The sequence below is a fragment of the Caballeronia sp. SEWSISQ10-4 2 genome (assembly GCF_030464885.1).
GTDB lineage: Bacteria > Pseudomonadota > Gammaproteobacteria > Burkholderiales > Burkholderiaceae > Caballeronia.
Window position 1 is genome coordinate 63,106 of the sequence record NZ_JALPRJ010000017.1, and the last position, 26,502, is coordinate 89,607.

At 59.7% G+C, this 26,502-nt stretch carries 41 protein-coding genes; 36 read left to right on the forward strand and 5 right to left on the reverse strand.

Annotated elements, in window-relative coordinates; genetic code table 11:
• Positions 1 to 46: 46 nt before the first annotated feature.
• Positions 47 to 451 (forward strand): hypothetical protein, encoded by a 405-nt coding sequence (locus M0D69_RS13835; RefSeq protein WP_301782548.1) that lies wholly within the window; start codon positions 47 to 49, stop codon positions 449 to 451.
• Here M0D69_RS13835 and M0D69_RS13840 read toward each other — a convergent pair.
• Positions 435 to 692 carry a hypothetical protein gene (locus tag M0D69_RS13840; protein WP_301782549.1) on the reverse strand — a complete coding sequence of 86 codons (258 nt, stop codon included), beginning with the start codon at positions 690 to 692 and terminating at the stop codon, positions 435 to 437. The two genes, M0D69_RS13835 and M0D69_RS13840, sit on opposite strands and share 17 nt — an antisense overlap.
• A 299-nt stretch (positions 693 to 991) precedes the next feature.
• On the opposite strand from M0D69_RS13840, the gene M0D69_RS13845 reads away from it, so the two are divergent.
• From M0D69_RS13845 to M0D69_RS13890, 10 genes are all read left to right on the forward strand, one after another.
• On the forward strand, positions 992 to 1,855 hold the full coding sequence (locus tag M0D69_RS13845; protein ID WP_301782550.1) for an antA/AntB antirepressor family protein: 864 nt from the start codon (positions 992 to 994) through the stop codon (positions 1,853 to 1,855).
• Positions 1,852 to 2,271, forward strand: coding sequence for a hypothetical protein (locus tag M0D69_RS13850; RefSeq protein WP_301782551.1), 420 nt, complete (start codon positions 1,852 to 1,854; stop codon positions 2,269 to 2,271). The genes M0D69_RS13845 and M0D69_RS13850 overlap by 4 nt, the downstream gene beginning before the upstream one ends.
• Positions 2,271 to 3,053, forward strand: coding sequence for a hypothetical protein (locus M0D69_RS13855; RefSeq protein ID WP_301782552.1), 783 nt, complete (start codon positions 2,271 to 2,273; stop codon positions 3,051 to 3,053). The genes M0D69_RS13850 and M0D69_RS13855 overlap by 1 nt, the downstream gene beginning before the upstream one ends.
• A complete protein-coding gene (locus M0D69_RS13860) occupies positions 3,040 to 3,849 on the forward strand; it encodes an ATP-binding protein (RefSeq protein WP_301782553.1) in 810 nt (269 codons plus the stop codon). The genes M0D69_RS13855 and M0D69_RS13860 overlap by 14 nt, the downstream gene beginning before the upstream one ends.
• Before the next feature lie 77 nt (positions 3,850 to 3,926).
• Entirely contained in the window at positions 3,927 to 4,304 is a 378-nt protein-coding gene (locus M0D69_RS13865) for a hypothetical protein (RefSeq protein WP_301782554.1), read from the forward strand.
• Positions 4,304 to 4,438: a hypothetical protein gene (locus tag M0D69_RS13870; protein ID WP_301782555.1), complete on the forward strand. Its 135-nt coding sequence runs from the start codon at positions 4,304 to 4,306 to the stop codon at positions 4,436 to 4,438. Before M0D69_RS13865 ends, M0D69_RS13870 begins: the two co-directional genes overlap by 1 nt.
• A 12-nt stretch (positions 4,439 to 4,450) precedes the next feature.
• The gene (locus tag M0D69_RS13875) at positions 4,451 to 5,005 is read left to right on the forward strand and encodes a hypothetical protein (protein WP_301782556.1); all 555 of its coding nucleotides are present in this window, start codon (positions 4,451 to 4,453) and stop codon (positions 5,003 to 5,005) included.
• Between the two features lie 64 nt (positions 5,006 to 5,069).
• On the forward strand, positions 5,070 to 5,888 hold the full coding sequence (locus M0D69_RS13880) for a YadA-like family protein (protein ID WP_301782557.1): 819 nt from the start codon (positions 5,070 to 5,072) through the stop codon (positions 5,886 to 5,888).
• Between the two features lie 186 nt (positions 5,889 to 6,074).
• Positions 6,075 to 7,475, forward strand: coding sequence for a hypothetical protein (locus M0D69_RS13885; protein ID WP_301782558.1), 1,401 nt, complete (start codon positions 6,075 to 6,077; stop codon positions 7,473 to 7,475).
• Positions 7,472 to 7,876 carry a hypothetical protein gene (locus tag M0D69_RS13890; protein WP_301782559.1) on the forward strand — a complete coding sequence of 135 codons (405 nt, stop codon included), beginning with the start codon at positions 7,472 to 7,474 and terminating at the stop codon, positions 7,874 to 7,876. The genes M0D69_RS13885 and M0D69_RS13890 overlap by 4 nt, the downstream gene beginning before the upstream one ends.
• A 49-nt stretch (positions 7,877 to 7,925) precedes the next feature.
• Here M0D69_RS13890 and M0D69_RS13895 read toward each other — a convergent pair whose 3' ends face one another.
• Positions 7,926 to 8,198 (reverse strand): hypothetical protein, encoded by a 273-nt coding sequence (locus M0D69_RS13895; protein ID WP_301782560.1) that lies wholly within the window; start codon positions 8,196 to 8,198, stop codon positions 7,926 to 7,928.
• Positions 8,199 to 8,283: 85 nt separating this feature from the next.
• On the opposite strand from M0D69_RS13895, the gene M0D69_RS13900 reads away from it, so the two are divergent.
• The 11 genes from M0D69_RS13900 (at position 8,284) to M0D69_RS13950 (ending at position 11,909) form a co-directional block, all read left to right on the forward strand.
• Positions 8,284 to 8,880, forward strand: coding sequence for a terminase small subunit (locus tag M0D69_RS13900; RefSeq protein ID WP_301782561.1), 597 nt, complete (start codon positions 8,284 to 8,286; stop codon positions 8,878 to 8,880).
• Positions 8,881 to 8,966: 86 nt separating this feature from the next.
• Positions 8,967 to 9,416, forward strand: coding sequence for a hypothetical protein (locus M0D69_RS13905; protein WP_301782562.1), 450 nt, complete (start codon positions 8,967 to 8,969; stop codon positions 9,414 to 9,416).
• 75 nt (positions 9,417 to 9,491) lie between these two features.
• A complete protein-coding gene (locus M0D69_RS13910) occupies positions 9,492 to 9,746 on the forward strand; it encodes a hypothetical protein (protein WP_301782563.1) in 255 nt (84 codons plus the stop codon).
• A 2-nt stretch (positions 9,747 to 9,748) separates the two neighbouring features.
• Complete coding sequence (locus M0D69_RS13915; protein ID WP_301782564.1) at positions 9,749 to 9,907, forward strand: hypothetical protein; 159 nt, start codon at positions 9,749 to 9,751, stop codon at positions 9,905 to 9,907.
• Between the two features lie 2 nt (positions 9,908 to 9,909).
• Complete coding sequence (locus tag M0D69_RS13920; RefSeq protein ID WP_301782565.1) at positions 9,910 to 10,101, forward strand: hypothetical protein; 192 nt, start codon at positions 9,910 to 9,912, stop codon at positions 10,099 to 10,101.
• Positions 10,098 to 10,724: a hypothetical protein gene (locus M0D69_RS13925; protein WP_301782566.1), complete on the forward strand. Its 627-nt coding sequence runs from the start codon at positions 10,098 to 10,100 to the stop codon at positions 10,722 to 10,724. Before M0D69_RS13920 ends, M0D69_RS13925 begins: the two co-directional genes overlap by 4 nt.
• Positions 10,721 to 10,942, forward strand: coding sequence for a hypothetical protein (locus tag M0D69_RS13930; protein WP_301782567.1), 222 nt, complete (start codon positions 10,721 to 10,723; stop codon positions 10,940 to 10,942). The genes M0D69_RS13925 and M0D69_RS13930 overlap by 4 nt, the downstream gene beginning before the upstream one ends.
• Before the next feature lie 2 nt (positions 10,943 to 10,944).
• Complete coding sequence (locus tag M0D69_RS13935; protein WP_301782568.1) at positions 10,945 to 11,232, forward strand: hypothetical protein; 288 nt, start codon at positions 10,945 to 10,947, stop codon at positions 11,230 to 11,232.
• On the forward strand, positions 11,232 to 11,432 hold the full coding sequence (locus M0D69_RS13940) for a hypothetical protein (RefSeq protein ID WP_301782569.1): 201 nt from the start codon (positions 11,232 to 11,234) through the stop codon (positions 11,430 to 11,432). The genes M0D69_RS13935 and M0D69_RS13940 overlap by 1 nt, the downstream gene beginning before the upstream one ends.
• Before the next feature lie 82 nt (positions 11,433 to 11,514).
• Positions 11,515 to 11,784 carry a hypothetical protein gene (locus tag M0D69_RS13945; RefSeq protein ID WP_301782570.1) on the forward strand — a complete coding sequence of 90 codons (270 nt, stop codon included), beginning with the start codon at positions 11,515 to 11,517 and terminating at the stop codon, positions 11,782 to 11,784.
• Entirely contained in the window at positions 11,781 to 11,909 is a 129-nt protein-coding gene (locus tag M0D69_RS13950; protein WP_301782571.1) for a hypothetical protein, read from the forward strand. The genes M0D69_RS13945 and M0D69_RS13950 overlap by 4 nt, the downstream gene beginning before the upstream one ends.
• 145 nt (positions 11,910 to 12,054) lie before the next feature.
• Here M0D69_RS13950 and M0D69_RS13955 read toward each other — a convergent pair whose 3' ends face one another.
• The 3 genes from M0D69_RS13955 to M0D69_RS13965 form a co-directional block, all read right to left on the reverse strand.
• Positions 12,055 to 13,071: a YaaC family protein gene (locus M0D69_RS13955; RefSeq protein WP_301782572.1), complete on the reverse strand. Its 1,017-nt coding sequence runs from the start codon at positions 13,069 to 13,071 to the stop codon at positions 12,055 to 12,057.
• A gap of 81 nt (positions 13,072 to 13,152) precedes the next feature.
• Positions 13,153 to 13,689, reverse strand: coding sequence for a hypothetical protein (locus M0D69_RS13960; protein ID WP_301782573.1), 537 nt, complete (start codon positions 13,687 to 13,689; stop codon positions 13,153 to 13,155).
• A gap of 30 nt (positions 13,690 to 13,719) precedes the next feature.
• Entirely contained in the window at positions 13,720 to 14,124 is a 405-nt protein-coding gene (locus tag M0D69_RS13965; RefSeq protein WP_301782574.1) for a hypothetical protein, read from the reverse strand.
• A gap of 175 nt (positions 14,125 to 14,299) precedes the next feature.
• Between M0D69_RS13965 and M0D69_RS13970 the strand changes: the two genes are divergently transcribed.
• The 14 genes from M0D69_RS13970 (at position 14,300) to M0D69_RS14035 (ending at position 26,500) form a co-directional block, all read left to right on the forward strand.
• Positions 14,300 to 15,883 carry a terminase gene (locus tag M0D69_RS13970; protein ID WP_301782575.1) on the forward strand — a complete coding sequence of 528 codons (1,584 nt, stop codon included), beginning with the start codon at positions 14,300 to 14,302 and terminating at the stop codon, positions 15,881 to 15,883.
• A gap of 13 nt (positions 15,884 to 15,896) precedes the next feature.
• Positions 15,897 to 16,343 (forward strand): hypothetical protein, encoded by a 447-nt coding sequence (locus M0D69_RS13975; RefSeq protein ID WP_301782576.1) that lies wholly within the window; start codon positions 15,897 to 15,899, stop codon positions 16,341 to 16,343.
• Between the two features lie 141 nt (positions 16,344 to 16,484).
• The gene (locus tag M0D69_RS13980; RefSeq protein ID WP_301782577.1) at positions 16,485 to 18,704 is read left to right on the forward strand and encodes a portal protein; all 2,220 of its coding nucleotides are present in this window, start codon (positions 16,485 to 16,487) and stop codon (positions 18,702 to 18,704) included.
• An 18-nt stretch (positions 18,705 to 18,722) separates the two neighbouring features.
• Complete coding sequence (locus tag M0D69_RS13985) at positions 18,723 to 19,697, forward strand: hypothetical protein (RefSeq protein WP_301782578.1); 975 nt, start codon at positions 18,723 to 18,725, stop codon at positions 19,695 to 19,697.
• A 3-nt stretch (positions 19,698 to 19,700) separates the two neighbouring features.
• Positions 19,701 to 20,177 (forward strand): hypothetical protein, encoded by a 477-nt coding sequence (locus M0D69_RS13990; RefSeq protein WP_301782579.1) that lies wholly within the window; start codon positions 19,701 to 19,703, stop codon positions 20,175 to 20,177.
• A 32-nt stretch (positions 20,178 to 20,209) separates the two neighbouring features.
• The gene (locus tag M0D69_RS13995) at positions 20,210 to 20,542 is read left to right on the forward strand and encodes a hypothetical protein (protein WP_301782580.1); all 333 of its coding nucleotides are present in this window, start codon (positions 20,210 to 20,212) and stop codon (positions 20,540 to 20,542) included.
• Positions 20,543 to 20,544: 2 nt separating this feature from the next.
• Positions 20,545 to 21,978, forward strand: a complete 1,434-nt coding sequence (locus tag M0D69_RS14000) for a hypothetical protein (RefSeq protein WP_301782581.1) — start codon at positions 20,545 to 20,547, stop codon at positions 21,976 to 21,978.
• 29 nt (positions 21,979 to 22,007) lie between these two features.
• A complete protein-coding gene (locus M0D69_RS14005) occupies positions 22,008 to 22,190 on the forward strand; it encodes a carbon storage regulator (RefSeq protein WP_301782582.1) in 183 nt (60 codons plus the stop codon).
• 108 nt (positions 22,191 to 22,298) lie between these two features.
• Positions 22,299 to 23,393 (forward strand): N4-gp56 family major capsid protein, encoded by a 1,095-nt coding sequence (locus M0D69_RS14010; protein ID WP_301782583.1) that lies wholly within the window; start codon positions 22,299 to 22,301, stop codon positions 23,391 to 23,393.
• A gap of 66 nt (positions 23,394 to 23,459) precedes the next feature.
• Entirely contained in the window at positions 23,460 to 23,963 is a 504-nt protein-coding gene (locus tag M0D69_RS14015; protein WP_301782584.1) for a hypothetical protein, read from the forward strand.
• Positions 23,964 to 24,041: 78 nt separating this feature from the next.
• A complete protein-coding gene (locus tag M0D69_RS14020; protein ID WP_301782585.1) occupies positions 24,042 to 24,743 on the forward strand; it encodes a hypothetical protein in 702 nt (233 codons plus the stop codon).
• A gap of 2 nt (positions 24,744 to 24,745) precedes the next feature.
• Positions 24,746 to 25,393 (forward strand): DUF6682 family protein, encoded by a 648-nt coding sequence (locus tag M0D69_RS14025; protein ID WP_301782586.1) that lies wholly within the window; start codon positions 24,746 to 24,748, stop codon positions 25,391 to 25,393.
• Positions 25,390 to 26,028: a hypothetical protein gene (locus M0D69_RS14030; RefSeq protein WP_301782587.1), complete on the forward strand. Its 639-nt coding sequence runs from the start codon at positions 25,390 to 25,392 to the stop codon at positions 26,026 to 26,028. Before M0D69_RS14025 ends, M0D69_RS14030 begins: the two co-directional genes overlap by 4 nt.
• 46 nt (positions 26,029 to 26,074) lie before the next feature.
• The gene (locus M0D69_RS14035; protein WP_301782588.1) at positions 26,075 to 26,500 is read left to right on the forward strand and encodes a hypothetical protein; all 426 of its coding nucleotides are present in this window, start codon (positions 26,075 to 26,077) and stop codon (positions 26,498 to 26,500) included.
• The last annotated feature ends 2 nt before the right edge of the window (positions 26,501 to 26,502 follow it).

Genomic DNA, 26,502 nt, shown 5'->3' on the forward strand with positions numbered 1-26,502 from the left:
CCATAAGAACCACGTTGCGGTAAAGGGCCGGCCGGCGCCGCGCGGCGTGAAGGTGCGCCACGTCGAGCAACCGGAATTCCTTTCTCAGGCCGCGCTGTTCGATTGGGCGCGCATGCCGGCCGTCATCAAGAGCTTGCCGGGCATCGAGCTTTTGGAAGGGAGCATGAACGGCGTGCGCCTGTCGAAAGCGCAGGCAGGCAAAGCGAAGGCGGCCGGGATGCTGAAGGGCTCGCACGATGTCCGCCTGCCCGTGGCGCGCGGCCGCTGGATCGGGCTATCGATCGAGCTGAAGTACGGCGACAACATGCCGAGCGATGAACAGCTCGAAATAGGGACCATGCTCGAACGCGAAGGCTGGCGAGTTCACTACATATGGGAGTGGACGGACGCGGTAAAGGTAATCACTGAATTCCTGTCCCTCCCCCGCCCCGCGATCACGCCTTGCAGCTAACCACCATGTTGCGCTCGACCATCGGGCCGAGCCCGGTCGGCGTGCTCGATTGGTTCTTGTCGATCACTTCGTACTGACCGCCGCACGACTTTGTTGCGAGTTTGTAGCAGGTTCCCCACGAATCCGCCGATCCATTGCATGAGATCGAGAACCCTTTGCCACCGCTCCCGGTCGAGATCGGATCGGCCGAAGCGCACGCGCCAAGGGACAAAACAGCGATGGCAATAAGCAATTTGTTCACGGCGCGACTCCTCGAATTTTGGTGTTTCGCTAGGCTAACCGAATATCTTCAGACTAACAATCCGCTTTCGTCTACCTTCCAACATAATAAATGGGGACGGTTCTGTTTTCGCACCATTATTCGATGAATGGTGCGATACTGCACATGCCAACCGTAGTATGTGAAGTACGCGATGTTTCAAGGATTACTGTCAAGAGCCCTATTCGTGGGGAAGCTACCCGGTACGTCGCGGCCGGGACGGTTGGCGCCGAGCTTCCTCACGAATAGGGTTTTTTTACGTCCATCGAAAGGAGTATCAATTGACCGCACTTCTTGCCATTGCCGAGCGCGAGATCGGCCCCGACCGTATCCCCACGGTCAACGCGCGCGACCTTCACAAGTTTCTCGAAGTCGGGAAAGACTTCTCGACGTGGATTAAAGATCGCATCGACCAGTACGGTTTTTTCCTCGACCTGGACTATACGGTTTGCTCACCCGTTTCGGGGACCAGCGGGCGCGGCGGCCGCAACCGCAAGGATTACCACCTGTCGCTCGACACCGCGAAACAGTTGTCGATGGTCGAGCGCACCGAGAAAGGCCGGCAAGCCCGCCTCTATTTCCTCGAATGCGAGAAGCGCGCGAAGTCATTGCCGATCGCCGCACCTGTCGCGCCGTTGCACGAGCCGAACCCTGTAGCGAAAATCTCCGTCGATATCTGCCTATTTCAAGCGTATGCCAACACGTTCAAGATAGCCGACTCCTCGAAGATTGCATTGCTTCGCCAGATCGGAGAACGGCACGGCGCCGATACGTCCATCCTTCCGGCCTATGCCGTGGACGAGCCGCGCAGCTCGCATACAGGTTCGAGCTTCCGCACGGCCGCGCTGACTGTGTTGCTTGCGAATAGCGGCGCACGCATGAAGGCGCACGAGTTCAATGAATGGCTTGAGCGCGCCGGGTTCCTGCAAAAGAACGAGCGCAAGACGAATCAGGCTCGATACGCGGATCGTGGCGGGGTAAAGCCGTTCTGGACCATCATCGGCGCCGGCTTGGAATTTGGAAAGAACATGACGGACCCTTCGTGTCCGCGTGAAACGCAACCTCACTGGTACGCCGAAACGTTCAACGCACTGCTTGAGCGCGTGCGCGAGGTGTATCGCCAACAACGGGAGTTATTCGCATGAACCACTATGAAGAACAGGAAGCGCGCAAAGCCGCGCTTAAAGACTGGCTGATGTCCCTGAAGGAAGGCGACGAAGTAGCGATACCCGACCGCAGCAGGTACAACCGCGCGCCGCACATAACCACTGTGCTCCGCGTGACGGCAACGCAGATCGTCGTGAAAGAGTACGCGCAGGAGGTTCGCTACAACCGCTACGACGGCACGCGGCGCGGGACGGGCTTTGCGACGCTCAAGCCGGTAACGGACGAGGTTCGTGCGCAGGTAAAGCGCGCCAACGATTGCGACTGGTTGCGCACGCTCACGCTGCGCGACGCCGACATCGAGAAGATTCCGCCCTACGTGCTCGGACGGATGCGCGACGCGTACAACAACAGCATGGCACTGCACAACACCACACAGCACCACGAGGGACCGTAATGAGTGAGAGGAAGTTCAAGGGCGTATGGATACCGGCCGAAATGTGGCTTGATCGGTCGTTGTCGATCACGGAAAAGGTAATGCTGGTCGAGATAGATAGCCTGGACGCAGGGCCGCGCGGATGCTACGCGAGCAACGCTCATTTCGCCGAATTTTTCGGCTTGTCTATCTCGCGTGTGTCGGAAATTATCAATGGGCTTGCAAAGCGCGCGCTGATTGCAATAGAGCAAGTGAGTGATGGCAAACGTGTAATCGAGCGTCGTATAAAGATGGTGAACGTACCCCTTCGGAAAACCGAAGACCCCTTCGGAAAACACGAAGACCCCCTTCGGAAAACCGAAGACCCCCCTTCGGAAAAGGCGAAGGGAAGTAATACATCTTTGAGTAAACCAATGAGTAGTAAAAACCCTTCGGGCTATTCGCCTGAATTTGAAGAGATTTGGGCGGCCTATCCGAATCGTGCAGGCGGAAATTCAAAGGCCGATGCGTTCAAGGCAGTCGAGGCGCGGATCAAGGCGGGCGTGTTGCCGGCAGACATGCTCGAAGGCGCGAAGCGCTATGCGAAGTTCTGCGATGCGACGGACAAGACCGGAACGGAGTACGTGAAGCAAGCCGCAACGTTCTTTGGTCCCGGCCTGCACTTCGATGCGGATTGGACGGCGCCGGCCAAGGTAACGCCGAAAAGCGGCCGCCCCTCCATCAACAGCTTTGAAGACACCACCGACTACACCGACCTGTTCGACGGCACTCACACTCGGAAGAAACCCAATGAACATGAATGAACCGCTTGAGCCGCCCGCGAAGAAACCGATGATGACCGTGTTCGAGCGCGATATGGTTTGCGAGACGCACGGCGCGCGCATCGAGCGCGGCATTTCCCTGTTCGGCGGCGCAGACCGCGTTATCTGGCACGGTTGCGGGCAATGCAACACCGACCATCGGGACCGCGAGGAAGAAGCCGAGCGAGTTACCGAGGAGCAGCGCAAGCAAGAGCGTATCGAGTCGCGCATCAAGGCGTCAGGCATTCCGGCCGCGTTCCGCGATCGTTGCTTCACGAACTACTTGGCAGAGTCGGCCGACCAGCGCCGCGCGGCCGGCGTCGCTCACGAGTTTGCCAAGACGTTCTCGCGCTCCCACTTGCCCGAGGGAAGCATGCTTGTGTTCGGCGGCAATCCTGGCACTGGCAAGTCGCATCTTGCCCTGGCAATCCTGCAACACGTCATGAAGCGGCACACGGGCATGTACCTCGACGCTATGAGCTTGATTCGCCGCGTTCGCGCGACGTGGCGCCGCGACGCGGACGAGACTGAGGAGGAAGTGGTTCGCACGCTTGGCGAAACCATCGACCTCTTGGTTATCGACGAGATTGGTGTACAGCGCGGGACCGAGGACGAGCAAACCATCCTGTTCGACGTACTGAATCGCCGCTACCGCGAGAAGCGCCCCACGATCCTCCTGACCAACCTCGACGGTCCCGGTCTGAAGGAATTCCTTGGCCCTCGCATCATGGATCGCATATTCGAGCGCGCGGACATCGTGCCGTTCAAGTGGGAAAGCTACCGGAGAAAAAAACGCTAGAAAATTCGCTTGTACGTTCGTCCGTAGCGGTTCTATAATCTAACCATCGTAACGATGTAATCACCAAGGAGCTGAAAATGAAGAAATTTGGTTTTGTAGTCACGACCACCGCGCGCATGTCGGTCTTTGCTTTGGCAGGCTTGGTGTTCGTCGGAGCGGTATTCACGTTCGCGGGCGAAGTCATGGGTAAGCCGGCAACCGAGCAAACCACGAAAGAACTGCTGGCAGTGTGCGACGCAACGGCGGACTACGTTGAATACGTGGCAACCGAGCGCGACGCGGGCGTTCCCATCGCGGAACTGATCGATGCGATCGACGGCAGCAGCGGACCCGAGCGCGCAAAGAAGACCATGCGCAAGCTCGCCGCGACTACCTACGCAACCGCGCTCACCCCGAGCAAGGCCCGCCGCTACTACCACGCTGGTTGCATGGGCGAACCAAAGGCATCCGTCTGATGCGCGCTCACAACACCCTTTTGAATGTCGCGCTCGAACGCGACGGATTCCACGCCGGCCGCAAGATTCTGGCACTCGCAGGAGCAGTAACCACCATCGGCGTGCTTGTTGGCATCGCCATTTTCGGAAACTAGAGGAGATTCACCATGCTGTTCGAGATCATCAACCCGTCTGACCCGTACACCGTTGTCGCCGAGGACAAGGAAATCGCGGCCGTTGCTTGTGTCGTGCTCGGCGCCGGCAGCTACGCGTTCCGCCCGATCGACGGCGGCGAATTCGAAGTGCCCTTGTTCCTGTTCGGCCGGCACGCAGAATGGTTCAAGGCGACTTTCGACGCCACGACCACCGAAGTTATCGACCGCGTTATGGATGCGCGTCGCGCCGAGCTGGCGGATTGCCTGGACTCGGTTCTCTACGGCGACGCGGAAATGCGCGCCCGGTTCGAGTCGGACACCGCGAACGACACGCCGAAGCAGCGCTATGCCGCGAAGCTGGCGTTCCAGAAGCAAGCCAGCTCGCTTAACGACATCGGCATGAACGCGTATCGCACCGCCGTGCAGCTTCGGGGTTCGCCGACGGACGTTACCCCGCCGTTGCCGACCTCCGCGCCGGCCCACGTTCCGCCGGCACCGGAAACGCCGATCACCGAGGAAGAACGAGCCGCCATTCTGGCTAACTTGAAACCGCAGCAATCCGATTAAAACGCTTTAGCACTACACCATGCCGCACCACATAGCACCAATCCATACTAAACGGAGAATCACCATGAAAAAGCAAATCGCACTGGCAGCACTGGCACTGGCACTGATCGGCAACGCGAACGCCGGAATCTTCGACGGCCCGCAAGGCCCGAAGGGCGACACGGGCGCACAAGGCCCGAAGGGCGAGAAAGGCGATAAGGGCGCGACTGGCGCAGCGGGCCGCGATGGCATCGACGGCAAGAACGGTATCGACGGCGCCGCCGGCCGCGACGGCATCGACGGCACGCATGGCACCAACGGCACGAACGGTATCGACGGCCGCAACGGCGTGGATGGCACGAACGGCCGCGACGGTATCGACGGCACGCACGGCACCAATGGAACGAACGGTGTTGACGGTGTGGCCGGAAAGGATGGCGCAGCAGGTTCGAACGGTGTTGACGGGGCCAAGGGAACGGACGGAGTGAACGGGACCGCTGGCGAGGCTGGCACGGCCGGCAACGATGGCGCGAACGGCACGGATGGGAACCACGGCAAGGACGGCGCCGTGGGTAAGGACGGCGCGCAGGGCGAAACCGGCGCCGCCGGCCGCGACGCAGTAGTGCCAAAGTTCGACGGCGTATCCCGCGCCGACTTCGACTCGTTCAAGAAAGACACCTACGGCGGCATTGCGAACGTCCTGGCTATCGCCGGCTTGCCGCAGGCCACGGCGCCGGGCAAGAGCTTGGTTGGCGCCGCAGTCTCCACGTACCACGGACAGCAGGGTTTCGCTGTCGGCCTGTCGCACGTCACGAGCGACAACCGTTTCGTGCTGAAGGCAGGCGTTAGCACGAGCACGCGCAGCGACTTCGGCGCAGCGATCGGCGCCGGCTACCAGTTCTGAGCCCGTGCGGACCTTCAGCATCGTCGCCACGCATGAGCAGTTCGGCCGCGTGACGTTCGAAATGGAGGTTCGCATTTCCGTGGAGGCCCGCTCGTTGAGCGACGCCTACAAGGCAATACGAGCCCTACCCCAATTCAAGCACGCGCATTTGCGACCCGCGTAACCCCATTTTTCAGAGAGAGAACCATGACAACGACTGATCCGCTGGCACCTGATGCACCGGCCGAAACTGTAGCCAAGGCTGCGAGCACGCGCATGGCAGGCCCGAAGTCCACCATCGTCGATATGGCGACGGGCGAAGTCGTTGAACCCAAGACGGACATTGCCGCGCTCAAGCCCGAGGAGCGCGCGCTCGTCGTGCTGAAGTCCACGCAAACCGAGATCGACCTGAAGGCGCTGATCGAGCGCACGAAAGCGATCGTCACTGCGCCCAAGGACAAGGCCGGCCGCGAGGAGGTTCACCGCGCCGCGATGGATCACAAGAACGCGCGCCTTGCGATCACGAACGGCGCGAAGGCCGCGACGGAAGACGCGAAGCAGTTCACCAAGGCGGTAAGCGCCGAGGAAAAGCGCTTGATCGCGCTCAACACCGAGGAGGAGGCCCGCCTGTTCAAGCTGCGCGACGACTACGACGAAGCCGAAAAGCTGCGCGTGGCCGAGGAGGAGCGCGTGGAAAAGCTGCGCGTGGACGCGATCAAGGAACGCATCGAGCAAATTGCCGCGCTCCATCTGCAATCAATCGACGACACGGCGGCCGACCTTGCCGCGACCATCGACGACCTGACCGGGTTCGAAGTCACGTTCGAAGACTTCGCCGAGTTTCAAGACGAAGCGAAAGCCGTTATCACCACGGCCATTGCGGCACTGTCGGGACTCCACGCGAGCGCGGCCGCACGCGAGGCAGCAGCGGAAGCGACGAAGCGGGCCGAGGAAGCACTCGCGGCGCAGAAGGAAGCGTTCGAGCGCCAGCAGCGCGAGTTCGAGGAACAGCGGGCCGCGCAACAGCGCGAGCTGGACGCGCAGAAGGCCGAGCTTGCGCGCCAGCTCGACGAACTGGCAGCAGCGAAGCGCCCGCAGCCTGTCGCGGCGCCGGTCGATAGCGAGAACGGCGAAGAGAAGTATCCGCGCAACGCGGCCGCCGAAGCGATGCGCGATAACCCGCCACCGTCCGACGTGTACACCGAGCAAGGCCACACGCAAGACTACTTGCCGGCGCACATTGGCGAGGACGCAAGCGGCGCCCAGGTAGCAATCGAGCTTTCGCCGAACGCATCGGAAGAAACGCGCACGTTCTTCGACGTGGCCGAGCAACCGGACGCAAGCGTTACGTCGATCCGCCGTGGCGGGTTCGTGAGTCACGTTCGCGCAGACCAGCCGCACCAGCAAACGCAGAACGCGCAGGCAGCTCGCACGCTCGACCTGATCGACGCCTACGCACCAGGCGCCCCGGCCGAGGAAATGGTCAAGATCCCGAAAGAGCGCTACGAGGCTTTGCTTGGTGACGAAAAGGTGCTGAAGGCGCTGTTTGCCGCAGGCGTGGATACGTGGGAAGGCTACGCTGACGCGATGGCCGAGGAGGTAGCGTGAGGAACAAGCTCGCAGAACGCGCCGACTCGGGCGTGATCCAGCGTCTCGACATCGAGGCGGACAACTGGCCCGCGCTCGTGGGCGGGTGCATGATCGCGGCCAGCGAGCACAAGAGCGCTGACCATTTCGTTGAAGGCACCGATAAGGACGGCGGCAACTTCCTCGCGCTCCGCTGGACCAAGAGCAGCAGTCACGGCGAAGAAGTGAAGCCGTTGCCGTTCAAGCTGGAAGGCCATGACGAGATCGCAGCGTTCATCGAGCAATGGATGGCGAAGCGAGCTGTGTACCCGAAGGATCGGCCGGACACGGACGGCGACACGGTACGCGGGTTCCGCATCCAGCAACGTGACTTCTACGACGTGCTGACCGTCAAGCCGCTTTGGATCGTGTACGGGAAGTAAATCAGGAAGGCAGAAAGAGAAAAGCCCGGCTAACCACCGGGCTTATTTGCTATGCGCGCCAAGCGCGAATGTACGTGTCGTTTTCGGAGTGCCACACGGCCCCCTTCATTGAGTTATCCACAGGGATATCGTAACCCTCGCGCTCGGCCGCATAGAACAGGAAGTCGCGCACGCGGGCGTTATCCAAGTCCAACGGTTTCGCGTGCGCAGGCATCGAACATGCCCCGTAACACACCCTTGCGTCTTCTAGGCGATCAACGCCGTTTGGCATTTCCCGCACGATCACGCGCAATTGTTCAACGATCACTTCCCGCACACCCATGTTTTTCCCCGGTTTGATTCTGATACCATCGCGTCCTATTAGCACCGCGATATTACATTATCCTTATGAAAGGTGGGCAGAAGACATGAAAAAAATCCCGAAATCCTCGCCGGATAAAAAACTTACCGCCCGGCAGGCTGAATTCGTGAAGCAGTATTTGATCGACTTGAATCAATCCGAGGCCGCGCGACGCGCCGGATATAGCGACGCGCGGGCGAACGTGGCCGGCGCCGAGCTGATGGCAATGCCACACGTACAAAAGGCGATCCAAGAAGGCATGCGCGAGCGCAACGCCCGCGTGCAGATAACGCAGGACCGCGTGCTACAGGAAGTCGCCCGCCTTGCGTTCTTCGATATCCGCAAGCTCATGAATGACGACGGCAGCGCCAAGCCTATCAACGAGTTGGATGACGACACGGCCGCCGCGATTGCCGGGCTCGACCTGCTAGAGGAGTTCGCCGGCTCGGGCGAGGAGCGCGTACAGATCGGCTGGACGAAGAAGTTCAAGATCACCGACAAGAAAGGCTCGCTCGAATTGCTCATGCGCCACATGGGCATGCTGAACGACAAGCTAAAACTCCAGGGTGACGCGGCGAATCCCCTTGTGCTTCTTTTACAACAGCTCTCGGGTAGCGCGGTGCGGCCGGTACAGAACCCGCCCGAAGACGAGGACGGAAAATAGTTTTGAAATTCTCTTGCACTAATGTGTGTGGTTCGATACCATAACCATAAATGCGGAAACACCACCGCACACACTGGAGAGAGAAAATGACGAAACTGCTGAATTCCCTGCTGGCGCAACGCGCAACCGAAGCGAACATCATCGCATCCTTCCCGGCCTACGACATCGTAAAGCCCGAAGTCAACCCGCTCACCGGCTACATCCGCGCTAAGGCAGGCCAACAGTTCGCGCTGAAGACCGACCGCGAACGCACCTGCTGGATGCGCCACTACTCAATCAGCTCGGTAGTCTCCTACTCGCTGGAAAACGGCGATGACCCGATCGCGGCAGTGGAGCGCGCCACCCGCTTGGGCCATGAGCTGCACTGGCTGAACGGGCTCGGCGCCATCCTGACCGCTCACGAGCGCGCCAAAGAGACGTACATCGCTATCGAGCGCGGCAGCATGATCGAGTTCGAGGGCCGCGTGTTCGAAGTGATCGCACAGCCGAATGACAATCTCGGGCTGAAGTTCATCAAGCCGACCCGCGCGTACTAATTTCGCACCATACCGCACGATACGACACCATGCGCCCGGCAATCGCCGGGCGGTACCGAGGAGAGCGCCGTGAGCATGAACGCAATCGCAACCATCATTTTCGTGATCGTAGGAGCCTTGTGGGTTCTCGTGTTCGCGACGAAGGGCGCCACGAGTGACCGCGTGCTGAATATCGCCATCTACGCGGTTCCGGCCGCCGGCGCCCTCCTCGCACTGATCCTCATTGGCGCATGGGCGCTCGGGTTCGATATGTCGCTCGGTTGGGAGCACACGCAGACGAAGCAAGAATACGCCGCGTCGTTCCACTCGGCCTACTACACCAAGGAATGACTATGTTCATCACCAACACCGACGCCGCATGGGAGACGCACGCGGCATGGCAAGACTTCGCGTGGCAGGAAGCATTGCGCGTCACGTTCGACATCGACCACAACCGCGAAGGCGCCTTGCCCAACCTGCGCGACGTGGACCTGATGCTGATGGGAGCCTGACCGTGGTATTCGTCACCCTCTACGAAGCCATGCACACCGCACAGCTCGCCGCGAACGTGTACGGCTTGCCGCAAACCGTGTTCCGCACGGGCGACACGCACGGATGGGCCAACACCAACCCGTTCGCATCCTTCCTGTCGCACCACGCGACCGACATTCACGTAACGATGCTTCCCCAAGGATATTTCGCATGAACACCGCAGACCAAGCCCGCATCCTGTACGCCTTCCTCGCCCGCGTGACCACGCGCGACCTCGACGCCATCGTGATTACCCGGCGCCTCCTGGCTGACGCAGCCATGAACGGGAACAACCGTTCGCAGCTCGACGCGCAAGCGAAGCTCGTGCAGGCATGCGAGCGCGCAGTCACCGGCCTGATCGAGCACGACCGCAACCTTATCGCGGGCGTAATCAGCGCGAACGGCGTGGACCTCCCCGCCGATCCCACGCCGACCGATGAAGGCGTGTTCACGATCTACGGCAACCGCACGGACTGCAAGATTCTCCACTACCACGGGAGCGGCACCTACGACGTGGAGCGCAAGAGCGACGGCAAGTGCTTCCGCGTCAGTGGCATGGCACTCCCGATCAAGAGCCCGCGCGAGCCCGTGCGCGACGGCGCCTGCATCGAGTGCAACGAGCACGAGTCGCACTGCAACTGCCACGGGCAGATCGACAAGAGCATGGGGCTCGCGGACAAGCTCATGGACGCCGAGTGGAAGCTCCCCGAGACATCGCAGCGCAAGCCCGAGACGAAGCTCGCGCCCGATGCAGCGTGGCCCTTCCCCGCAACCACCAGCCGGAAGACCCAGGCATGAAGCTCGAAGAACGATTCAACCTCCGCAGTGCGCAGCTCGTAGAGGTACAGAAGCCGAGCGTTCGCACTGGCGGCGGACTGGCACTCGGCATCAAGGTGACGTTCATCGCGGCCGCCGAACACGACTTCCGATCCATCGGCCTGCACCTGACGCCCACGGAAGCATTGCAGCTCGCAGAGGACTTGATCCACTGCGCCCACCACCAACTCACGAGGTAAGCATGGCATCGACCGTAGAACGCAAATGCCAGTGGTGCAAGGAACCGTTCACCGCACGCACGGCAGACGTGAAACGCGGATGGGCTCGGTTCTGCTCCAAGAGCTGCAAGGCGAGTACGCAAGAGAAGCGCAACGGCCAGCACCGCGCCTTCATGCGCACGCTCAACGCAGAGCAGGACGGCCAGTTCGAGAACGAGTACGCCGGCATGACTTCAGCCGAGCGCATGCACCACGAAGCCATGATGGATTCGACCACCACGCACGGGCAGGACGGGACAGGAGGCTGGTAATGGGACTCTTCAGTCGCATCCTCCCGAGCGGCAAACCGAAGCCTCACCTTCGGCATGGGTTCCGTGGCTACTGGATGGTGGAGAACGTCAACCAGCAGACGTGCTACCCGGAGAAGGGCCAAGCGTATGACTTCGCCCACATCAAGAACACCACCCTGTTCAATGATCGGCTCGGAATCTTGAAGTTATCCACAGGCTAACCGCTTTATAGCACCGCATCGCACCATGCAGCACCGTAGCAAAACGTAATCAACCTCAAAGTTATCCACAGGAGAAGCAACCATGATGAATTCAGGACGCCGCGTAGTTCTCGCAGGACTCGCAAGCATTGGCTCGATGGGCTCGGCAATCGGCCGCTCGTTGCGCGACGCAGGCGCATCGGTAGTTGGCATCACGCCACCGCGCACGAAGAACGAGCACGGCCTGCCGGTTCACGAGCGCATCGCCCGCACGAGCGGCAAGGCTATCAGCGTGGCTCAAGGCAAGCGCAACGCGACGAAGGCACGCAACGTGAAGCGCCACCGTGCAGCAGTTGAGAGGGCCGCGCGATGAGCTACGACGATTGGATCATGGCCGGTGTGAACGAATGGTACGGGGACATCCGCGAGATGACATCCGAGGAGCGCGAGGAGCGCGCCCGCCAGGACGCAGAGGCTAAAGAGGACGCTGAAGCTTGACGCAAGAAGGAGCCCGCCACGCGCGGGCTTTTCATTGTGGGATACCTGTATTACGTGGATGACGCTCACGTTGCACACTGCGTCACAGCAGTTATCACCGGAGTGTATAGGCGGGCTGATCGATCCGTTTCCTGCTGGATTTGACCTACAGTTGTGTGTTCAGGATATCCATCAACAATTCTACAACTAACTCGGGGTACGATTTTTCGACAAATTGTTGGGCGCGGTTGATCGAAGGCCACCACTTATCACCCTTTTCGCCTTGTATGAGCGATATCCATTGCGTGGGGTAATATCTCACCAACATTCCTATAATGTAGGAGACGATATATGTGATGCACAATTGCGAATACCGTGCACCACTTTGGAATGGCGATGTAAGGTATAGCCTAGGGATAGCGCCAAAATTCTTTTGGATGTAGGTGTGGATAAATAACGGCAATTGGGATTCGAAAATTTTCGCGTCACCCGTGACCGCGTACATGCCATTTTCAGACACGCTCGTGTATCCGCAGGCATCGTACACTTCCTTAAATTTAAGAAAATTTTTATCGTTAACCCGAACTGTGAATCCGGCTTCTGGGTTGAATGTGACATCGTGAACCCACGCGTATTTGGCGTCATCGGACGCATGCTCGTAGTCTTTTTCTAGGTCCGGAATGCGTGCGAAGAGATCGCCCAAAGAGATCTCGTCGCCACTTTCCGGGACGTCATAGCTTATGCGCCAATCGACAGCCGATGAACGTACGTGAATGGAAGTTCTGTTTTTCGTGCGGACTAGGAGATCGTAAAATAGGCCGCCGCACGTTTTTACCTTAAGATCAAGCGCATTGCTAAGTCCGTTGGCATCAGTGATAACACTGCTCCAACCGACTGTTTCCAATCCATGCCCCTTGGTTAGCACTTCTTCTCCGTTGTGACTCTGCAGGAGAAGTAAAAGCGAGCGGCTTAAGCTGGCGACCCCATAAAATGTGAGTAGTGGACGAACTGAATAGTCCGCGCTGCTTGCATTTCTGAAATACTCCCGCGCTTGTTTCGCCGCCGCGTTAATTTCCTTCGCGCGGCGTGCGGATAGTTGGCGCCCATGTATTTTTTCGAACCATCTGGATATAACGTCTCTGCTTTCAAACGAGAGCAGTTGCTGCCATATCTCGGCGTCCATTGAATGATCCTAAAAGAATGTAATTTTGGTTAGATTCGGCAGCGGGACGCGCACTATCCGCAGCTCATTGTTGATTGCGCTTCAACCAAGAAAAGAGATATCCAATTTGTCAACATCAATAGTAATATTCACGGTATTTTCGAAGTTTGCTTCAACTTCGTCCGCTCCAAACAACTCGCAACTCAAAGTAACTTGCTGAGAGCATCCCATTAAAACGAGGCAATTTGTGAAGTCGAAAGGGGGAAGGAAGACTCTAAGGTGTCCGACATTCGAATTCTCAATCTGAAAGATGCAGGAAACCTTGTCGCCTTCAGCATTGTATGGGGAGCGCAACGGATAGATCGAGGCGTGGACAGGGTGCGTCCGGAGGAACTCCTGGAAGTTCGGATATGCCTCGTCGGATTCTTGACCGTAAGAGCACTCCCAAAGCTTTATTGAGCTTTCCACGGCCTCATCCTGTTTTAACCGAGAATGAGACTTTGGGTTACTAATGCTGACGTACCGGTTGACTTGTGATGCGTTACCTTTCAATTCTTTCTTCAATAGAAAGTTCATATTAGGGAGTCGTTTAAAATTAGGTGTCGAGACGTTGTTATCGCGCACGGATAGGTCAGTCATACGGCTACTACCCTTCCAGGCATGGAAAAGCTATAGACGAGTAATTCCAAATCCGGCAATTGCACATGCTGCGAGAAAGAAGAGTGTGGACGCGAGTAGCAGCTTCATCATCCTCATTGTCCAGATCATCTCCCCCTTCACAGAGCTATTAATCGAAAAGTTGGCGGCTTGCCATCTGGCGAAAAAGGTCAACGGCACAAGCAGCGCGCCAAAGACAAACACCGCGAGACCTACGAGCCCATATGGCTTATAGCAATGAAATTGCGGTTCCTTGCCGATCATTGCTTGTAAAAAAGCGAGCATTGCCACCGCGCCGCCGCTGTTTAGAATCCCAACGATCCTGAGTGTCTCTGTTAATTGGCCTTGCGCGTGCTCGGCCGATGCAAGTTGAGCGGCATGCACTCGATTCTCTTGGCCATCATCATTGCGAGCCATGATCTTCTCCAGTCGGCTGGTCGCTGTCGTCGCGATTGGAAGAAATCGTAGCACGAAATAACTGGGTAACTTTTGCCGAAAATGCTAGTTCGGTAAAGTATGGCGCTCAGCACCGGTTAGAAAACAGCACCAATATCATGTAAAGTGCGGCACTACACCATACGGTAGCGTCGTTATGCCCGCAGAATCAACCGTCGATCCGAATAGCGCGCCGCTTTCCACAGAGGAGCTATCGCGTTGCTTCGCCGATCCGATATGGCGCCTTTGTTCCGGCGCCCTCTACAAAATCCTTATCAAGGGCGACGACGAGGACGACGGACTCGTTCTGCCCTTCAAGCCAAACCGCGCGCAACGCCGGCTGATTCGGCGCCTTTGGCATCGCAACCTGATTCTGAAGGCGCGGCAGCTCGGTTTCACCACACTCATTTGCATCATGTGGCTAGACCACGCCCTGTTCAATCCGAACAGTCGGTGCGGGATTATCGCGCAGGACCGCGAGGCGGCCGAAGTCATCTTCCGGGACAAGGTGAAGTTCGCCTACGAGAACCTGCCGGCAGTGCTTCAGGAAGCCATGCCGATGATTACCTGCAACAAGTCGGAGATCGTGTTCAAGAACAACAGCTCGGTGCGCGTGGCAACGTCCATGCGCTCGGGCACGATCCACCGCTTGCATATCTCGGAGTTCGGGAAGATTTGCGCCAAGCACCCCGAGAAGGCGGCCGAAGTAGTGACGGGCTCGATACCAGCGGTACCGAAGTCAGGGATTCTCGTGATCGAGTCCACGGCCGAGGGTCAAGGTGGAGAGTTCCACGAAATCTCGAAGCGGGCCGAAGCACTGATGCAGGAAGGCCGCGAGCTTTCCCCGCGTGACTACAGATTCCACTTCTACCCGTGGTGGCAGGCGCCTGAGTACGTGATGAATCCCAAGCTCGTGCGCATATCGCGCAAAGACGAGCGGTACTTCGAGCGCGTGGAAGCTCGGATGAAGACCATCCTCACGCCCGAGCAACGCGCGTGGTACGTGGCGACCCGCGAAGCAGACTTCTCGAACAACGAGGAGCGCATGTGGCAGGAGTATCCGTCCGACCCCGACGAACCATTCAAGGTATCGACGGAAGGCACCTACTACGCGCAGCAGATCGCGGCCGCACGCTTGTCCGGACGAATAAAAGAGCACATTTCCCTACTCAACTCGCCGGCCTACTCCTTTTGGGACATCGGCTCGACGGACGGCACCGCGATATGGGTTATCCAGCACCTTGACGGCGAGTGGCGCGTGGTGCGCTTCAAGGAAGGTTGGGGAGAAGCCTACTCGTACTTCTCGAAGTGGCTGATCGACACGGGCATCCTGTTCGCCGAGCACTTCCTCCCGCACGACGCGGACCACATTCGCCAGGGCGCGACCTCGAATGAAAGCCCCAAGCAGATGCTTGAAAAGCTGATGCCTGGACATCGTTTCACCACTGTGCCGGTCATTCCCGATGTCAATTGGGGCATCCAGCAGACCCGCGATGTCTTCCCTACCCTTTGGTTCGACGAGACGGAATGCAAAGAGGGAATGGTCCATCTGGAGAACTACAAGAAAAAGTGGATGACGCAGACGCAGACGTGGGGCCAGCCGGACAAAACCGGCGGTCACAGTGAAGCGGCCGACGCCCTACGCCAGTTTGCCCAAGCTTATACTGGCGGCCTCATAAACGTTCGTCGCGGAACACCGACGAAGAAACCCAAGCGCCAAGGTAGCTGGCGCACTGTCTAACTGGAGAGAGCCCATGATTGAAGCAGCACGCCCGAACCTTGACCTGACTCGATACCACTTCGCCAAGACGCTCGGCGACGTGGCTTTGTACGGTACATGGTGGTGGAACGACGAAGAGAACGAGGACGAACCCTGTCTTGTGCTCGTTCCGGCCCGGCGCCTATCGCACGGTATCGTGCCATGCGTTATCTTGCTGTCGGCCGCGTTCCTGTACGACGATCCTCGCTACCTCGCCATGCGCGCACTGACGTTCGCCACGACGCTCGGGTTCGATGACACGCCGATGGCGAGCGCGCAGAAGATCGGCGGGATCATTCACGATCACTTGCTCGACCTGATAAAGATGCCCGAGAACCCCACAGAGCTGGTCGTGGGCGCCACGGGCAACGTTGACTTTGGCGACGGGCGCGGCCGCCAATCGGTCGATTTGATGGACCACGTACCTATCGCGCAGGCATAAGGAGCCGCAACCATGTTCGACTTGAACGATGACGACGCAACCCGCGTAGTCCCATACCGCACCGACGAAAGCGACGTATCCGGCGACGCAAGGGACTCGCTTGCAGAGTCCGTCAAGCCGAGCGACCTCGATAGCGAGAAGATGACCGAGCTTCAGAGCCGGCTTATCTCGTTCTACCGCCAAGAGCTTTCCCGACAAGAAAGTAATCGGGCGGAAATGGCAGTAGATGAGGACTACTATGACAATATCCAGTGGACTCAGGAAGACATCGAGGAGTTGAAAGAGCGCGGGCAAGCCGCCACGGTCTACAACGTGATCGCGCAATCGATCAATTGGATCATTGGTAGTGAGAAGCGCGGTCGCTCCGACTACAAGGTGTTGCCGCGTCGCAAGGATGGCGGCAAGGCGGCCGAGCGCAAGACAGCCCTCCTCAAATACCTGTCGGACGTGAATCAGCTTCAGTTCGAGCGTTCGCAGGCGTTCGAGGAGACGGTAAAAGCCGGCCTGTCGTGGCTGGAAACGCAGATTCAGGACGAGAACGACGGCGAGCCGATCTACGCGGGCGCCGAGACGTGGCGGAACATCATCTTCGATAGCACCTATCGCCGGCTGAACCTCGACGATTGCCGCTATATCTTCCGCGTCAAATGGGTAGACCTCGACGTGGCCCTTGCGATCTTCCCGGAACGTGCCGAGCAATTGCGCCGCGCGTCGATGGACAACTACGAGACGTGGGGCGCGACTGACCTCGACGGCGACGACGCAATGGACGCGAACGAGTACGAGCGCGAGATCGCCGGCAACATCGGCGAAGCCTCGACCTACGCCCGGCGCCGCGTTCGCCTGATCGAGGCATGGTTCCGCGTTCCCGAGCGCGTGAAGAAGCTGAAAGGCGCCCGCTCGGAGTTTCGTGGCGAGATTTACGACGAAGACGACGAGCGCCACCAGCTCGAAGTGCAGACCGGCCGCGCCACGCTGGCAGTCTCCCCCATGATGCGCATGTACTGCGCCGTCATGACGACAACCGATATGCTGGTTTTCAACCCGAGCCCGTACCGTCACAACCGCTACCCGTTCACGCCCATTTGGGGCTATCGCCGCGCGCGCGACGGAATGCCCTACGGCACCATCCGGTTCATGCGTGGCATGCAGGATGACGTGAACAAGCGGCTTTCGAAGTCGCTCTACATTCTGTCCACGAACAAAGTCATCATGGACGAAGGCGCGGTAGACGACATCGAGAAGTTCCGCCAGGAAGCGGCGCGGCCGGATGCAGTGATCGAGAAGCGCGCCGGCAAGTCGCTCGAAATGAACGTGGACCGCGACCTTGCGCCCGCTCACCTGGACCTCGCATCGCGTGCTATCCAGATGATGCAGCAGGTAGGCGGCGTCACTGACGAATTGCTCGGCCGCTCGACGAACGCCGTTTCTGGCGTCGCAGTGCAGGCCCGGCAAGAGCAAGGCTCGATTGCCACGAACAAGCTGTTCGACAATCTGCGCCTCGCGTTCCAGCAGCACGGCGAGAAAGAGCTGTCGCTGATCGAGCAGTACATGACGGACGAGAAGCAATTCCGCATCACCAACATGCGCGGCAACCCGGAGTACGTCACGCTCAACGACGGCCTGCCCGAGAACGACATCACGCGCACGAAGGCAGACTTCATCATCGACGAAGCGGAATGGCGCGCGACCATGCGCCAAGCGGCTGTGTCCGAGCTGATGGAGGTTATGAGCAAGATGCCGCCGGAAATCAGCCTCACGATGCTGGACTTGCTTGTGGATAACATGGACATTCCGAACCGGGACGAGCTGGTGAACCGCATTCGCTCAGTCAACGGCCAGAAAGACCCGGATCAAGACCCGGAGAACATGTCGCCGGAAGAAATGCAGCGCGAGCAGGCACAAGCGCAGCAGAACGCCATGAATCAGGCAATGGCCGAGGCACAGCTCGAAGAGGCTCAGGGACGCGCGGCAGAAGCGAAGGCGCGCGCACAGAAGGCAATCGCAGAGGCGGCCGTGGCCGAGGCGAACGTGGACAAGACGAAGGCCCAAGCACTGCAAGCAGCAGCGCAGGCGGACGTTACCCACAAGCAAGGCATCCGCGAAGGCGTTCTCACCATCAAAGACGCAACGGACGCGGCTACGGCCGTGGCATTTATGCCAGAATTGGCGGGCTTGGCAGATGGCATTCTCAAAGAAGCCGGATGGGAGCACACCGCCACGCCGAGCGCCGATGCGCCGCAGGACATTCCGTACCGCCCGAAGACCCTTGTTGAGAACGGCGGCGAAATGGTAGGAGCAGCACCCGCACCAAGCGCCCATATCGCACCATACGATGCGGCACCTAACCAACCCATGTGATAGAAAGAGGACAACACCATGACCACCCCGACCGGCTACACCGAGAACGACATCGACGGCCTGACCCCCGAGGAAATCGAGGCTCTTGCCGAGGATGACGGCGCGGGCGACAAGACCACGCTTGGCGAAAGCATCGGCGATGAAGGCGACGACGACACCGCCGGCACCGCAGCAGCGGACGCGGCCGCAGCAGCAACGGCCGCCGCAGCAGCAGAAGCGGCCAAGGTAGCAGCAGCGAAGACCGGCAAGACGGACGAAACGACGGACACCACGCCCGTGGAAACCGTTGCCAAGGTTGAGCCCGCCAAGCCCCTGCCCTTGTTCGTGGTCGATGCGCCGGCAAACGCTGACGCCGACCTGAAGGCAATCAGCGAGAAGAAAGGCTCGTTGCTCGACCAGTTCGACAACGGCGATATCACCGCGAAGGAATATCAGACGCAGCTCGACGGCCTGAACCGCGAGGAACGCAAGATCGAGAACGCCGTGGAGAAGGCCAACACCGCCACGGAAATGAATCAGCAGCAGGAAAAGAACGCGTGGCTTGGTCAGGTGCAGGCGTTCACCACTACCGACCATCCTGAGTACAGCACGAGCAAGTCTCGCTGGCTGGCTCTCGATTCGTTCGTGAAGGAGATTGCGAACGACCCGGCCAATGCGCAATTGAGCGGCCCGCAAATCCTTGCGAAGGCGCATGAAGCTGTCGTTGCCGACCTGGGCGCAGTGGCCGGCGCGGCAAACACCGCAGTGAAGATCGACCCGAAGACCAATAAGCCCGTGGTCGATGACAAGGCAGGCCGCCCGCTGAAAGGCGCCAAGGTAGTCCCGCCTGTCACGCTGCAAAAGGTTCCGGCCACGGACAACGTAGACCTGAACGACACGAAGTTCGCCGCGCTCGACCGCTTGGGCGAATCGAACCCGCTGGCGCTCGAAGACAAGCTCATGAGTATGTCGGCCGCCGACCGTGACGAATACCTCTCCTCGCGGACGGACTAAGCCATGAAGTTCATCGCCAACCCTGTGCGCGTCGATGCGCACCAAATCGTCGAGGTTCAGATCAACGGCACGGACAAGACCGGCGCAGCCCGGTTCTTGGTCTACCTCGACGACGGCCGCACCGAAGCACTCACGCCCGAGCAGACCGCGCGCCACATTCCCGAGCCCGGCGATTACATCGTCGTGCAGGAAGACGGCTACACGTACATCAACCCGCGCGAGACGTTCGAGCGAAAGTACGCGCCAGAAGGCTCGCAGGTTCGTTTCGGCACGAGTGAAAGCGTGGCCGAGCACGTCTGCAACGCCGCAGCTCATATCCGCGACTCGAACGAGCCCGTTGAATCGGCTGTCGTGGTGTACGGCACCTACGGCGGGAAGTTCTACGTCTGGTCCACGGAATCGGGCGTTACCGCGCTCGGCCTGCTGGACATCGGCAAACGGACCATGCAGGACGCAATCATTCGGCCGCTTATCGACTAATTCACCCACGTACCACCACCCAAGGAGCTTCAATGCCCACTCGCATAGAGAAAGATGCACAGGTAGTAACCATCCTCGACGGCGCCAAGAGCGCCGTTGCGGGCGATTGGTTTCTCGTCCCCCCTCGCACGTCGCGCCGCGCTGTTCAAGGCTCGGTTACGGGAAGCGGGCTGGTAACGGCAACCATCGCCATTGAGGGGAGCAACGACGGGGCCAACGCCTTGTTGCTCGGCACCATCATGCTGAACGGTGCAACGCCTCAGTCGGACGGCCTGCTGATCGATGCGCCGTGGGCATACGTCCGCGCGCGCGTCGTTTCGGTATCAGGCACCAATGCAACGGTTTCTTCGCAATTGGGGTTCTGACCATGACGACAACCGTAACTTCATTGGGAGCATTCCCGAGCAGCAACGGCGGGGGTGGAGACGCACCGCCCTACGTGTTGCCGCCGGCCACGAATTCCAAGTTAGGCGGGGTTATCCCCGGCGCCAATCTGACGATTACGCCGGAAGGCGTGTTGAACGCGCCCGCGCCGAGTAGTGGCGGAAGCACGGGCAAACCGAAGATTCTGCAAAACATCGCCACGCGCTGCCGGCCGAATGGCGGTATCAATGCAACGTTCCCCTTCGCTTGGTCCCGCACCATGCACATCAACCGCGGCGACTCGGTTGAATCCGTGCAGCTCGTGTTTGCACATTGGGGCGCGTCATACCAGGGCGAAACGACCGTAGCAGCCGACCTCTCGATTGCATGCTCGATTGAGTACCCGATGGGCGTCTACTATCAAGGGCTATGGAACGGCACCGCACTCGGAATCATTAACCCCGGCAAGAACGGCACGTCTGATCCTATCTCCGTGGCAATCCCGAAGGGCGCAACGTTTTGGGTTCGGACGTGGCAGAACTGTGCGTCTGGTACGTGGGGCTCTAGCGCGGCCGCGCTGCAACGCAACGCACCCGCGATCGGCTCGCCTTCCATGCAGTGTATCGAGACGGCCCGCTACGGCACGACGGCGGCCGACACCTACGACGCGACCGTGATCGCAGGCTCGGGCGCACTGGCGATAAACGGGTTCGGCCCGGCCGGCACGAACGCTAACGGATTCTTCCCGCTGGCAGTGCTTGGTATGTCTTCCGTCGAGTCGGTTCTCGTTGTGGGCGACAGTCGCAACTCGGGCAAGCAGGATTCGGCAAGCGCGAACATGGGCTATCTCGGCATCGGCGAAATCTGCCGTTCGCTTGACTACACGAACCCGTATTGCAACGCCGGCTTCGATACCGACCAAGCAGCAACGTTCGTGGCAAACAGCACGTACCGCAAAACGATGGGCGCGTTCCACTCGGCGGTCCATTCGGAATACGCGATCAACGACCTGACGTTCGGCCGCACCGTGGCGCAGCTCCAGGCGTCGCAACAAGCGATCTTCGCCATGTTCCCCGGCAAGCTCTATTCGCTGTCCACCTGTACGCCGAAAACCACCTCGACGAACGGATGGATAGATCAAGACGGGCAGACGGTCACGAACGGCGGCAATGAGTCGCAACGGCCCGTTTACAATACGTGGGTTCGCAGCAAGCCCTTGGGCGTGACTGCCATTTTCGACGTGGCGGCCGTGGTGGAAAGCCCGGTGAACGTCGGGAAGTGGAAGACGCCGGACGGTGACACGTACACCAACCGCGCGAACGTCGTCGTGCCGGTCACTGCCCCGCTCACGGGAGACGGCACGCATGAGGCGCCTTACGGCTATGGCGTGATTCAGAAGTCGCCAGCGATCGACGGGCGTTTGCTTGTCGCTGCGTGATTCTGTACTACTAAGGGAATGAGGATCAAATGCTAAAGATGGACTTAAAGCCGGGCGAAAGCGTGAAGATTGGCGACGTGACAATCACGCTCGAAGACAAGAGCGGGAAGGTAGCTCGGCTGTCCATCGAGGCGCCGACCTCTGTTCCCATTGACCGCGTATCCCAAGCGACGCCGGCCAGCATGGCGGCCCGCTCGGGCATCGGCTCATAAAGTTATCCACAGGTATCTTGTAGCACCGCACCATATGGTGCGATAATCCACGCCAGCGATAGCGCAGGAGTGCTCCGCGAATGTTATTCACAACCTCTGGAGCACTCCATGACGACTACCGTAATTCCCTTTGGCGATCCCAAGGCAGTCAAGCGCTGGTCCGCCGACCTCGCCGTTGACGTTCGTAAGAAGTCCTACTTCGAACAGCGCTTTATCGGCACTTCCGAAAACAGCATCATCCAGCGCAAGACCGAGCTGGAATCCGATGCTGGCGATCAAATCACGTTCGACCTCTCCGTGCATCTGCGCGGCAAGCCGACCTACGGCGATGCCCGCGTGGAAGGCAAGGAAGAAAACCTCCGCTTCTACAGCGATCAAGTGAAGATCGACCAAGTACGTCACTCGGTTTCGGCCGGTGGGCGTATGTCGCGTAAGCGCACGATCCACAACATTCGCCGCATCGCGCGCGACCGCCTGGGCGATTACTTCTATCGCTTCACCGATGAACTGCTGTTCATCTACCTGTCGGGCGCACGCGGCGTCAACCTGGACTTCATCGAAGGGCCGGCATTCCAAGGCTACGCGGGCAACCCGCTCGAAGCCCCGGATACGGACCACCAGCTCTACGGCGGAAACGCTACGAGCAAGCTCTCGCTGACGGCGGCCGATGTCATGGACCCGCTGGTTATCGAAAAGGCGGTGGAAAAGGCCGGCATGATGCAAGCCGAAAACCCGAACGTGGCGAACATGGTCCCGGTTTCGATCGACGGCGCCGACCACTACGTTTGCGTGATGTCCGAGTATCAGGCAACGGATATGCGTACCGCTTCCGGCGGACGCTGGATCGACTTCCAGAAGGCGGCCGCTGCCGCTGAAGGCGCGAAGAACCCGATCTTCCGTGGCGGCCTCGGGATGATTAACGATGTCGTGCTGCACAAGCACCGCAACGCGATCCGCTTCAACGACTACGGCGCGGGCGCGAACGTGCTCGCCGCTCGTGCGCTGTTCATGGGCCGCCAAGCAGGCGTTATCGCCTACGGCACGGCCAACGGCTTGCGCTTCGATTGGGAAGAAACCGTGAAGGACTACGGTAACGAGCCCGCAATCGCGGCCGGCTTTATCGCGGGGATGAAGAAGGCGCGGTTCAACAACCTCGACTTCGGCATCATTTCTATCGACACCGCCGCGAAGAAGCACAGCTAATCGGATGGGCGCCTTCGGGCGCCTGTTCTGCTGTGTCGGTTCCCTTTCGATACTTTGGAGATTCACATGCCCGCTATCTATCAATCCCGTTGGGTCACTGGTCAAGAAATGACGGCCGTTGGCTGCAACGCTGGCGAAGTCGTTCAAAACCTGTTCGAGTTCCCGATGCCGGCCGCTGGTCTGCAAATCGGCGACATCATCGAGCTTGGCATCCTGCCGGCGCACAACCGTTTTGTTGACGCTCTGTTCGTCTCGGACAAGCTCGACGGCGGCGGCACCCCGGCCTTGGCGTTCAAGATTGGCGTTATGTCGGGCGTCGTCGGTGTGGTCGATGCGACTCGCACGGTCGGACAAGAGCTTTGGCTCCCGTTCAATCCGGGTGACTACAGCACCATCCTGCGCCCGAGCAACAAGGAGTTCGTTGTGTTGCCGGCTGTGTCGTATGACCGTTCCATTGGCTTGCAGGTAACGGCCGCAGCTCAAGCGGCCGCACCGGCAGGCGCGATGCTGCGCGTGCAAACGCGTATCGCGGCCGCAAGCAACTTCGGTGGCGGCGCCGGCACGTTCTAAGCACGCTGAGTAGTCCTGCCCGTACCTCGCAAGGGGTGCGGGCTTTTGTCCATCAAATCCATGCCAACGGAACAGACCATGAAAATTGAATGCACCATCCAGCGCAAAGACGGCACCATTGTTGAACTGTCGGGCCGCCCTTACCACTTCAAGCCGTCCGCTGACGATCCGCGCCACGTCGCCGAAGTCACGGACGAAGCGCACATCGAACGCCTGCTTTCCATCCGCGAGGCATACCGCATTCTCCGCACGCCGGGCGCGGCCGCTGTCTCGGAAACGCTCGAACCCGCCGACGATGCGCCGCTGCCGCTGATCGACGAGGATTCGCGCGAGCCGATCAAGATTGGCGACGCCTACATCGCGTCCGCCGACTCGTTCCCGCAGTTTTTCGAGATTCACGCCGTGCGTTATGGCCTGCTGGACGTTGCGCACCGTGCGTTCCTCGACTCGGGATTGACGATTGAGGATTGGAACGGCCTGGACGATGAGCACCGCGCGGTGAAGATTGAAATGGTTCTCGATGCACTCGACGCGAAAGAAATCGCGATCGAGCGTTTGAAGCCTGTCGATCCGCCGGCCAATCCCGTGCATGAGGCGCCTCCGGTCAAGCGCGACGTGAAGGAAGACTTGCCGAGTCATACCGAGCTGAACGAGCGCGCGGACCTCGATTCGGCGTATCGCAAGGCGTTCGGCAAGCTGCCGCCGAGCAACATGAAGATTGAAACCCTGCGCATCAAGCTGGCGGACTACGCCAAGGGCCAAAAGAGCGCCGAGGAGTAAGCATGCCGATCCCCGCTTCCGCCCTTCTCTCGCGCGCTGCGTACATCCTTCAGGACGAAGGGCATGCCCGATGGAGCGTGCCTGAGTTGCTGGACTGGATCAACGACGCCGCGCGCGAGACGATCGTGCGGCGGCCGGCGGCTCGCTCGGTCACTCGCGTACTTGTGCTGAAGGCAGGCACGCATCAAGAGCTGGCCGAGCGCGGTATCGAGTTGTTGGACGTGGTGCGCAACATCGGCGCCGATGGCATCAAGCCCGGCCGCGCTATCACGCGCGTGGAGCGGCGCCTCCTCGACAACCAAGACCCGGATTGGCACACGAAGCGGCCCAAGAACGTGGTGAAGCATTTCTCGTTCGATGAGCGCGCGCCTCGCGTCTTCTACGTCTACCCGCCCGTGCTCGCCGACACGCGCGTCGAGGCATTGCATTCTGAGCTGCCTCCTCACCTGACCGCGCAGACGGACACGCTTGATATGGGCGCGGAGTACGTCAACACGCTGGTTTCCTACATGGCCTACGCCGCGCTGTCGAAAGATAGCGAGTTTGCGAACGGCACCGTAGCGGCCGCGCACTATGCCGCGTTCAATGACGCAGTGGGCGCGAACAACCAGACCACCACGGCCAACTCTCCTAACGCGAACCATCCATGAGCACCGTAGACCTCGATGTTTTCCTGACGAAGGTATTGCCCTACGCGCCGGGATGCCCCGAGCCGACCGCGTTCGAGCATATCCGCAACGCGGCATCGGACTTCTGCGAGGAGACGAAGCTCTGGCGCTTCGAACAAACGTTCACCCTGGGCGACACGCCGAATTTCTGCGCTACGCCCGTCGATGCAGTGATCCACGATATCGAGCGCTGCGACTTCAACGGCCAGCGCCTTGACCCCACTGGCGTCGAATGGCTGGACGATCGTTACCCGACGTGGCGCAGCGATTCCAATTTGTGGACCGGGCAACCACGATGGTTCACGCAGACTGAGCCCGACACTATCCGCGTCGTGCCGGCGCCGCTCGAAACTGAGAAGCGCGTGAAGGTGTGGTTGCGTCTGAAGCCGTCCGAGGACGCGGAAACCCTGCCCGCCTTCATCCATAACCAGCACGCCGGCTTGATTGCATGGGGCGCGCTCGGAAGCATTCTTATGCTGCCGGGTCAGACGTTCTCGGACCCCGAGCGGGCTGTGTACTTCCAGGGCAAATTCGATCAAGCTCTCGGGCGGAAGTCGAAGTTAGCAGCAACCGGCCAGCAACGTGCGCCGATTCGCGTCAAAGGCAATTTCTTTTGATCCGCACTGTATCGTGCGATACCGTATCAACCTTTAGGAGTAAATCATGCCGGTAGCTTCCGCTTACACGAAAGACAACATCATCAATTGCTTGCTGCGCGGTGTGCCGTTCCCGGTCCCGGCGGGCTCGTTCCTGTCGCTGCACACGGGCGACCCCGGCGACACGGGCGCCAACGAAGCCACTCTCGTGAACTGGCCGAGTTACGTCCGCAGGGACGCAAACACCGGTCAAGCGATGGGTACGGGCTGGTCCGCTTCGGCGAACGGTCAAGGCTTGTCGCAAAACGCAAACCAAATTCTCTGGCCGTCGATGAATGGCGGCGCACTCGTGCAAATCGGCTGGTTTGGCGTGTGGGATAGCGCGTCCGGCGGAAAGTTCTTGCTCGGCGCACCGCTCTACGCGCCGAAGGGCTTGAACCCCGGCGACGTGTTTGTGTTCGACGTTCAATCCCTGACCGTGCGCGAGCTGTAAAA